This window comes from Clostridium sp. DSM 17811 (assembly GCF_018861905.1).
Lineage (GTDB): Bacteria > Bacillota > Clostridia > Clostridiales > Clostridiaceae > Clostridium_AD > Clostridium_AD frigoriphilum.
Genome location: NZ_JAHLDU010000023.1, coordinates 51,529 through 61,780, shown reverse-complemented (window position 1 = coordinate 61,780; position 10,252 = coordinate 51,529). Strand labels below are relative to the sequence as shown.

Annotated in this window: 8 protein-coding genes; all 8 read left to right on the top strand. The window is 31.8% G+C overall.

The window, feature by feature from the left end; translation table 11 throughout:
- The first annotated feature begins 437 nt into the window (after nt 1-437).
- The gene (locus KPL44_RS20160; protein ID WP_216253850.1) at nt 438-1,961 is read left to right on the top strand and encodes a DUF5050 domain-containing protein; all 1,524 of its coding nucleotides are present in this window, start codon (nt 438-440) and stop codon (nt 1,959-1,961) included.
- A gap of 138 nt (nt 1,962-2,099) precedes the next feature.
- Complete coding sequence (locus tag KPL44_RS20155; protein ID WP_216253849.1) at nt 2,100-2,564, top strand: hypothetical protein; 465 nt, start codon at nt 2,100-2,102, stop codon at nt 2,562-2,564.
- Between the two features lie 175 nt (nt 2,565-2,739).
- The gene (locus KPL44_RS20150) at nt 2,740-3,555 is read left to right on the top strand and encodes a hypothetical protein (protein WP_216253847.1); all 816 of its coding nucleotides are present in this window, start codon (nt 2,740-2,742) and stop codon (nt 3,553-3,555) included.
- A gap of 420 nt (nt 3,556-3,975) precedes the next feature.
- Complete coding sequence (locus KPL44_RS20145; RefSeq protein WP_216253845.1) at nt 3,976-4,851, top strand: Ig-like domain-containing protein; 876 nt, start codon at nt 3,976-3,978, stop codon at nt 4,849-4,851.
- 30 nt (nt 4,852-4,881) lie between these two features.
- A complete protein-coding gene (locus KPL44_RS20140; protein ID WP_216253843.1) occupies nt 4,882-7,878 on the top strand; it encodes an immunoglobulin-like domain-containing protein in 2,997 nt (998 codons plus the stop codon).
- 39 nt (nt 7,879-7,917) lie between these two features.
- Nucleotides 7,918-8,055, top strand: a complete 138-nt coding sequence (locus KPL44_RS20135; RefSeq protein WP_216253840.1) for a hypothetical protein — start codon at nt 7,918-7,920, stop codon at nt 8,053-8,055.
- Between the two features lie 255 nt (nt 8,056-8,310).
- On the top strand, nt 8,311-9,141 hold the full coding sequence (locus KPL44_RS20130) for a hypothetical protein (RefSeq protein WP_216253836.1): 831 nt from the start codon (nt 8,311-8,313) through the stop codon (nt 9,139-9,141).
- A gap of 124 nt (nt 9,142-9,265) precedes the next feature.
- Nucleotides 9,266-10,207: a hypothetical protein gene (locus KPL44_RS20125; protein WP_216253834.1), complete on the top strand. Its 942-nt coding sequence runs from the start codon at nt 9,266-9,268 to the stop codon at nt 10,205-10,207.
- The last annotated feature ends 45 nt before the right edge of the window (nt 10,208-10,252 follow it).

Genomic DNA, 10,252 nt, shown 5'->3' with positions numbered 1-10,252 from the left:
AAGAATTTCAAGGACGCTCTTATGATTCTATGGTTGCACATACAACTATTGTGTTTACAAGATATATTATGTTATCTACTCAAAGCCGCAATAATGAGGATTTACGTACTAGAGGTGGCTTATTTTTTAATTGCTGAGATGAACTTCAAGATATACAATTTTTTGAAGCTATTCAAGTTGTTTTAGACCTGCTTAAAAATGCATTACACGAAAACCGTTCGTTGACAAAAGAACAAATAAACTCGTTTTTGAACTGCTTTATAGATACATTGCCTGCATTTTTAAAAGAAAGGCTAGTCTTTTTGTCGTGCGAAAGTTGAGTATTTAAGTAATAATATCCTTATCTTTCTGTTTATGATATTTTATGGTATAGTTAATCAGAATCATATAATATATTAAACTAATATTTTTAAGCATTCGAGGGGGAATAAAAACAAATGGTAAATAAAAAAATATTTATAGGATTTTCAAAGTTTGCTATGGCAGCAATAATTGCATTTTCTGTTAGTGGGGTTGCTCATGCAGCAACAGGTGATATTATAAATACTACAAATAAGAAGATTTATAAGGTCACCTCTTCTAACGATATAAAATCATTGATAGCAGATTTAAAAGATGGTGGCAATGATATCTTCTTAATAGAGGACAGTAATGCAAAATATTATAATCCAAATGATAAACTAGTTGCACAATCAGTAGGGGTTGCTACAATACTTAAAGCAGCAAGTGTAGATTTTAAAAATCCAGTAGCAATTAAAACATATATTATTACACATGCCGTTGCAGCAACGAATGCTGTTAAATTAGCAACAGATAAGGTTGTTACACAAACAGTTGATACAACTAGTTATACAGCTCCTAAATTATTAGTTAGTTCAGTTGGTGCTATAAATATTACGAAAAATGTAGATGATGCTTATACATTACCAACAACTGTAACCGCTACATTATCTGATGGAACAACTAAAAATTTGGCTGCAATATGGTACGATGAAGCGAGTACACAAGTAGCTGGAGTTTATACATTTACTGGGACGTTAACAATGGTTGATGGAGTAGTAAATACAAATAATATAACAATAACAGCTAAATTAACTGTTAACAGTGTTATTAATGTTGACACAAATATAAGAGGAAATACTAGCGGTAATATTACAAATGATGGACTTGCAGCTGAATACAATGGCTGGATTTATTATGCAAACGAAAATGATAGTGGCAAACTTTATAAAATTAATGCTACAGGTGGAACAAGTCAAAAACTTTCAAATAATGTTACGAGTAGTATTAACGTAGTTGGTGGTTGGATATATTATTTAAGTTCTGGTGAGTTATACAAAATCAGAATAGATGGAACTGACGATACAAATATAGGGGCTGGAACAATTAAATTTGTCAATGTTATTAACAGAAACATATATTATTGTGGACAATATTTAGATGTACAAAGTATTGGTGATGTAAACACAAACCAACATGTGGGTGGTAATAGTCATTACTCAGATAATTATTATGGACTTATTGTAACTGGAGATTACGTTTATTTCATAGATGCTCAAAATTTATTGAATAAAGCTAGTATTATTGATGGTACAGTTAGCCCTGTTGGAACTAATATAAAAGCTTCATATATAAATGTAATTGATAATTGGATTTATTACATTAATTTAGATAATAAAAAGATTTATAAAATAAATACAGACGGTTCTAATAATACATGCTTATTTTCAGGGTTTGCTGAAGGGTTAAATGTTACAGCTGATGCTTGGGTTTATTATATAAATTCTGACGATAGAAATATATATAGAATGAATACTTCCGGTACAGGTATAGAGCAAGTAAGTTATAATGCCTCAAGTCAAATTAATATTGCTGGTGGATGGTTATATTATGTTAATCCCGTAACAAAAGTTGAGTATCGCATTAATCTTAGCAGTAAGAGTACTGAAAAAGTAACATAGAAAGATTGAAAAAAGCCAGCCTATGTAATTTTATGAAATGTAGAAAATTGTAACATTATAGGGTAAAAATAAATACATTAAGGAAGGTTATTAAGTTATAATGGAGTAATTAAAACATATTCAGGGGGGTAAAATAATATGAAAATACACAAAAGATTCTTGTCAACGCTTTCTATAGCTGCAATGACATTTATTATGGCTTTATTAGTAAGTGTTCCAGCTCATGCAGCAGAGGGTGATATAATAAATACTTCAAATAAGAAGGTTTATAGCATTACTTCTCAAGAAGCGATAAAAGCGTTGATATTAGATATGAAAAGTGGTACAAATGGTGGATGGCTAAAAGAAGGAAAAGACGGAAAATACTATGATCCATCTGAAAAATTAAATTTACAAACAACAGAAGTTGTTAGAATACTTAACGTAGCAAAGGTGGATCTTAAAAATCCGTCAGCAATAAAATCATATATTACTAAAAATGCTGCAGCAATAGTTCCAAGTGTTACAGCACAAACAGAAAATGTTACGCAAAAAATAATAGATATAAGCAGTTATAAAACTGTTAATGCTGTAGTAGATTTTGGGGTTAAGTCAATTGAGTAAAGGTATATGTAATATTAAATGAAATTTAAGTTAAGTTTACATAAGAGGAAATCGTCAGAAATGGCGATTTTTTCTGTACGAAATTTTGTGTATTTTAAATTTGATGCGTCAAAAATGAAAAGCTAAATCAAAGAATAAAAAAATAATATGAAAAATATACAAGGGGGGACTAGAAATGACAAATAAAAAATTATATGGTGTATTATCAACGTTTGTAATAACTGCGATTATTGCATCTTCTGTTAGTGGTTCTGTTTATGCAGCAACAGGTGATATTATAAATACTGGGAATCAAAAAAAATATGATATAACCTCTTCAAAAGATATACAAGCATTGATATTAGATTTAAAAGATGGTGGTACAGATGTATTCTTAAAAGAAGGAACAGACGGAAAGTACTATAGTCCATCGGATAAATTGAATTTACAATCAGCGGAGGTTGCTAAATTACTTAAAGCAGCAAATGTGAATCTTAAAGATGCAACAGCAATAAAAACATATATTAAAAACAATGCTGCTACAATAGTTGCTGCTATTAAAGTAGAAACAGATAAAGTTGCGACACAGACAGTTGATACGACTAGTTACACGACTTCAACAGTTGAGAATTTATTAAGCCCAATTCTTACCGCTGTATCATTTGAAATTGAAGGAACAGTTGCTGGTATTAAAGATGCTAATGGCAATTTTAAGGTCTCACTAGCGAACAAAAATGATACTGATATGCTTAGTGCTATAAATTTATTTGTTAATGAGAAATCGACTATGAAAATTACAGTTAAGGGAATGACTAGAACTATTACAACAAATGATTCTGGTGAAGCTACTATTCTTGTATCTGATCTATTTGGAGGTAACTCTCAAGTAACTGGTATCTCGGTAGGAACTATAAAGAATGAACTTACAGGTGATAGTGGTGTAATAACTGTAGCGATTACAGATGTTGCAAGAAATGAAAAAATGGCAACAATCACTGTCACTTCTAATTAAACTGAGATTTTTTTAAATTATCATTTAAAGTTCATCATCTTTTAAAGTTTGGGTTTAATATGGATAGTGTATCTGTATATTTTAATGAATAATCTAGTATAAGTAAAGAAAGAATCGTCGAAATGACGGTTCTTTTTTCTATGGGAGCAATATATAAATTTTATATTAACCCTTATATTTGGTATTTAAATGAGTGGTTAACATTGCTATAAATGTTGACTACTTACTTAAACAATAACATTTTACAAAATTCGGGCTAATAAGTATAAAGAAAAATGATCTTTATACGATAATATTAACGATACATAACGTATTAACCAATCAATTATAGAAATAAGAACATTTATAAATGATTATGAATCATAGTTTGTTTATAAGTATAAAATCCGCAATAAATTTTAAAAACGGGGTGAAGGCAAATTGTTAAATGGCATTATTAATTCTAATTGGAAAGATATCTTCAAAAAAGTTTTTTTGGGTATTGCATTATACATGTTATTTATGACTTCAATGGTATATGCTGCTGACAATACTCAAGTTTTACCAAGTCAAAATATAAGTACTAGTAAGATGTCATGGAATATAAGCTTTTGGAGTGCATATGACAAGACATCAGTTAATAGTAGTACCTTATATTTAGTTCAAGATAGTACAGGCGCAAAGCTAAGTTGTACCTACTCTTTTTTAGATGCAACTACTGTAGTTATTACTTCAGTTAGTAGGCTCAAATTTAACGCAGTATATTCGATTATAGTAAATGCTGGTGTGAAATCTGCGGCTACAGGAGAATATCTTAGTGTTCCTACTAGAAAAACATATAATGTAACTCAAAACTTAGTAATTGATGCAGCTTTAGCTAGTAATGATGTTTCTGTAGTTCAAAATAATCAACCTGTGCTTCCGAGTACTGTTGATGTTTTATATAAAGATGGTTCTATAGGAAAAGAACCTGTTACGTGGGGCGCTGTGAATACAAGCACTGCAGGAGTAAAAAAAGTAACAGGAAGAATTAATGGGTTAACTATAACAACTTCAATTAATGTTAATGTAACAGTAGTAGATTATGTTAAAGATATTACCTTAGATTATTATTCACTTTTGGATATATACTCAGTAAATGTCGAGGCAGATAGTAGTGTAGCTAGAATGTCTCTTAATGGCGTTGATATGTACTATAATGGAAATAATAATTTCCAATTATCTACATTACTTACAAAAGGTTCGACTGTAACATTTAATGCTTATAATGCTACAAACAAGCTACTTGGATTTAAAAAATATGTAGTTGGGCAATAATAAATTATGCTAATGGGGGGATTAATTAATATGTGTTTTAATAATTTTAAAAAGAGTATGGTGAGTTTAAAAGTATTTACTGTGGTTTCTTTGTTTAGTATATTGTTTTTAGGGACAACAGTATATGCGGCAGTACCTTATACATATGCAATAAGTACAGTTACAGTAAATGCAGCTACAACAACTACTACAAAGAACACACTAGATATAACTTTTGATTATGCTATTAAAAGTGTTAATACAGCAAAAATCACTATAGATCAAACTAGTGGAAGTACGGCTATGAGAGTACCTACAATAGGAACTCCCGTAATCGATACAGCTGATAAAAAGATTTTACATATATCTATTGGGGACCTAGACCCAGCTGTTATGGATTATGAAATTATAATAGAAAAAGATGCGTTAGATTTTGGCACAGCATACACACCATTAACGAATTTTATAGTGCCTTTTTCTTCACTGGATCTTGCAAATGGTTTTAAGTCTGTATTTATGAATAATACGGCAGCTAACCTAAATGCAAATATTTTTACGCTTAATTCCCCAAGAGATATAAGTATTTATGTTCCTAAAAAATATGTAACCTCAATTGAGACTATACATAAAAAGCAGGGGCTTACTACAGATACTACATCTACATATCCTAAACTAACTAATATTGATGTTAAGACTGATTCTACTGTGAAAAGATTAAAAGTTTCAGTTACTCCGTCTGCGGGGATTAAGATGGTAGATAAGGAGATTTTTCCAAGTTCAAGTATGGCCGGATTTACAACTGGAGATGCAGGACTTAATATTGATACGGGATCAGATTATACAATTACTATAAAGGCCTTTGATATTAATGGAAGGATTTTAGAAAATACTAGTTATAAAGAAAAAGTACAGAATCTAGAATTAGTTAATGACTATATAACTTCAAAAACAAGTACAAGTTCAAATAAGACAATTACGTTATATGATTTGATGAAGACTCCAGCTACACTTACATCAATATTAACAGCGTACACTACTAATTTAGACTCAATTAAAGTAGTGTATCCTAATACGAATGATACAAGAATTATATCAAATAGTGATGGACAAACTAATGATGCATCAAATGTACTTGCTAAGGCCTTAAGTGATGATAGTGTTCAATATATCAAATTTGAAGCGCCCTTGACGATTGCTCCGGGTCAGGTCGTGGCGTTGGCAAGAACATCAGTTGCTGGAAAGCCTAAAAGAGTTGTTTTAGATGGAAATGGATCAACAATTACTGGGGATGTTTTAATAGGCTATGGATCTAACGATAACAATATTTATGAATTAAGAAATATGACTATCATTGGAAACCTTACTGTGGACGTTTCAACTACCGGAGATTGTATATTATCAGGTGTAGATATAAAAAACGGATACAAGATAGTTAAGAATAAAAAGAATCCTGAAGTTACTGAGGTTGTAGCGATGGATGATAAAACATTATATGGAATAGGTCAAGTAATAAAAATAGGAGTTAAGTTTAGTGAACCTGTTTTTGTGGTTGGTAAACCTGTTTTGAAATTAAGTGGTACTAATGCTACTACCAATACTAATGTTAGTATTGGCAATGCTATTTATGATGGGATCTTAAGCACGGTGGATGAACTTGTTTTTAACTATGAAGTAAAAGAAGGAGATAATTTTTTAAATATAAAAAGCACAGGTATAGATTTTAGTAATGGTGATATACAAGCAACAGAAGGGGCATCTCATATTCAAGCAAATGCTGCTGGTGCAGAAGCAAATATATATTCTATTACGGGTAAAAAAGATATAGCAGTTGATGGTATAAGACCGTTCCTTAGTAAAACTGTGAGTAATCCAATTCAAGTAGATGGCACAAAAATAACGTATATAGCAAATGAAACACTAGATAGAACCACAGCTGAAATAGCAGACAATTGGAAAATAAGAGTTTTAGACAATACCGAAGCAGGATTTACAGATTATAAACCTTTAAAAGTTTTCTTACAGGGGGATAATGAAACGGTAATAATTGAAATGCCTAACACTATTATAGTTCCAATTAGTACCGATGACATTACTAATAAGAATGCAAGCGTATTTATGACTAACATTGTGAATGATAAGGCTGGAAACCCTGCAAATGATATGGTTACTAAAGCCGATGGTTCCCTTGGAGTTGCATGGCATGAGGGAATTGTTGGATTGCCAAAAGACCATAATTATAAAGTAAGCGTAGGTACAGACATTCCTAACATACAATATGTAATAGCTGGTGGTACCCTTTCTTCTGTTATTGGTAATTTAGCTCCTTTATCAGATACAAAAATAACGGGATTAGTAAATGGTGAAACATACAAAGTGATACCGGTAGTGGGGACTGTAGATCACGAGAAAGATACAGCAAATGTAGCAGCAGATAAAGCACTTTTAACAGACGCAATTATATTGAGTGGTAATAATGTTGATGTTGGTAATGTGAAAAATAATTTGAATTTACCGACAACAAATGGAACAAATGGCTCAATAATAACTTGGTCATCTACTGACACAAACGTTATAAAAGATGATGGAACAGTTATAAGACCAAGTAATAGTTTAACGAATCCAACAGTAACGGTAACTGCTACAATTGCAAATGGTACTGCAATTGATACAAAAGTTTTTGATATAACAGTTCTTAAGAAAGATTTTAAAGTTAAGAAATCTATATTTGCAGATAACAATTTTACGATTGAGGGAGATGGATATTTATTAACAGATTTTATCGTGTCTAGAGGAGTAATAGAATTTACTGGTGGGACTACAGTTAATACTTGGGTAATTGGTGGTTTAACATATTCACTTTCGTATACTAATACGACTGGAATTGCTAAAGTAACAGTAACAGGGACAGCAACTGTCGCAAGTGATGTAATTACAAAAGATATAACTGTAACAAAAGATGGACAGATTAAAACTTTAACATTAAGTATACCAGCTATAGTAAAATCATCTACAGGGGATCAAGTCGCAGTTACCATTACTGCTAACTAAGTATTATATAAGAATAATCAGGGGAAATAAAAATTATGTGTGGGAATATTAAAGTTTGCAATAATTGCAGTTTATTTTAGTCTGCCTGCTTATGCGGTAGATGCGGATATATACGATGTAAGTCAGGTAAATGACAAATTTAATAGTCTTTCTGGTTCAACAATAGAAATGATTTAGTCAAATATAAAGACAACACTTACACCCACGGGGGGGCACCACAACAGTTGATTTTGGGGTTAAGGCAATTGAGTAGTATAATATAAATTATGACCATGAATCGTCAGAAATGGCGGTTCTTTTTTCAGTTCATTATATAAATAACAGGTAACATAAAAATGAATCAATGAATATATTTATAACAAATATCAGTTGCTAATGTTAAAAATTTCAAGTAAAATAAAGATAGAAATTGATTCGTTAGGGGGGTATAAATTGAATAAACTGAAAGGGTTTTTAGTCTTGATGTTAATGATTGCCATGTCAAGCATTTCTGCAAGTGCAGTTGAACTGGATAAATATTCAGTACCGGACTTTTCTATTATGATAGGGACTAAACTTTATACATTAGACTATGCTAATGACCAAAAGAAAGAAGTTGAAATAACAAAGGCTATCACAGAAAATTTAGGTGATATATATATAAAAACCACTGGCAGCGAGTGGACAAATAATTCGTCGGGAAAGGTAGTCGAAGTTAGTATAATAAACAAATTAGAAGTTAAAACATTCAATGGTGTAGAAGTTGAGACGCAGCCTTCACAGGAAGGTACGCAGGGAAACATAATATTTAAGGCAGTAGATGTTGATACTGATGTGCAATTAATGGATCCAGTTTCCAGAAAAGGTAAGGTTGGTAGTGAGTGTGTAGGTTATATAAGTGTAATTGAAGGGTATGATTTTGTTTTGGCAGACACCACTTTTACCGGTAAATTTACGAGCCTTGATCAAACTGTTATGCTGAGATATAAGAAGAAGACAATAGTTGTGAACAATCCGCCTAGTGTTAAGGTAACTGGTTTAACATCTGGGTTAACGTTTAAACAAGGTGATCGTATATACGTGTTAGTTGAAGCAGTAGATGAAGATAAAACAACAACAAATGTAAGAGTATCTTTGGATGGGGTAGAAGTGGGCAATTCTAGCATTCAGTGTTACATAGTATTAAATACAGAAACATTAGGTGGGCATATGGTAAGAATAAATTGTAGTGATAAAGAAGGGTTAGCTGGCGTGCAGCAATCGCTTACATATGTTGTTAGGTAAGTAGGACAAAAAACAATTACCCCAGGGGTAAAATATTTATCGAAATAAAGAGGAATTAAGCGCCCCGTTATAGAATTATATTAATATATGTATAACATAAAATTGAAAATGGGGGTATAAATACATGAATAAGAAAATTATAGGTTCATTCCTTGCTTCTGTTATGATAGCGTCAACTACGACTATCTCAGCGTTTGGTGCAATGGGGAGTGGCACAGTTGTAATAGGAACAAAAGCATTTGATTTAAGTTATGCTAATGATCCAGCAAATTTCAAAGAAATCACTAGTGCAATAGTTGATGGTGGAATGGTTTATGTTAAAAATTTCAATGGAGAATGGATCAGCAATGTTAATGGATTAGCTGCGTCAATAAATTCTATACCAGCTGTAATTTACAAAAATGCTACGCAGAAAATAAGTTTTGATGCTGCGGATTTAGACGCTAAGGTTACAACTGCAATAAACTCTGCTGCTCAAATTTTAGCAGCTACGCAAGCAGTAGTTAAAGCTGAAATTAGCAAACTACAAACAGATGTAGACACCGCAAAGATTTCTGTTAATGCATTACTTACTGATGCGGCACCAGGTAAAATAAGAGCAGATTTATTAGCACGTTTAAATCTGATTAAAGTTACAAATCCAACTAGTCCGATTGTAACTACTCCAAGTGCAGATGTAACTGCTCCAATTCTTAATTCAGTATCTTTAACTATTGGACAACCAGTTCTAGCTACTAAGGATGCCAGTGGTAATTTTAAAGTGAGCTTAGGCTTAGCAAAATCAACTGATATGTTTACTGCTGTAAAACTTAATACTAGTGAAAAAGCCACTGCAAAAATCACTTGTATGGGAAAAACTAAAACTTTTACAATAAATGATGCTGGTGATGTTACTATTCCTGTAGCTGATCTACTTGGGTCATATGCTCCTAGCGCAGCTGGTGTATCTGTAGGAACTTTAAAAGGTTACCTTGGTCTATTAGGTAATAGCATTACATTAAATGTAACACTTACTGATGCAGCTGGAAACGCATCAACAAAAACAATTACTATAACTGCTAACTAAATACCCCTGGGGTAAATAAAAACGACTAGACTGATATAAATCAGT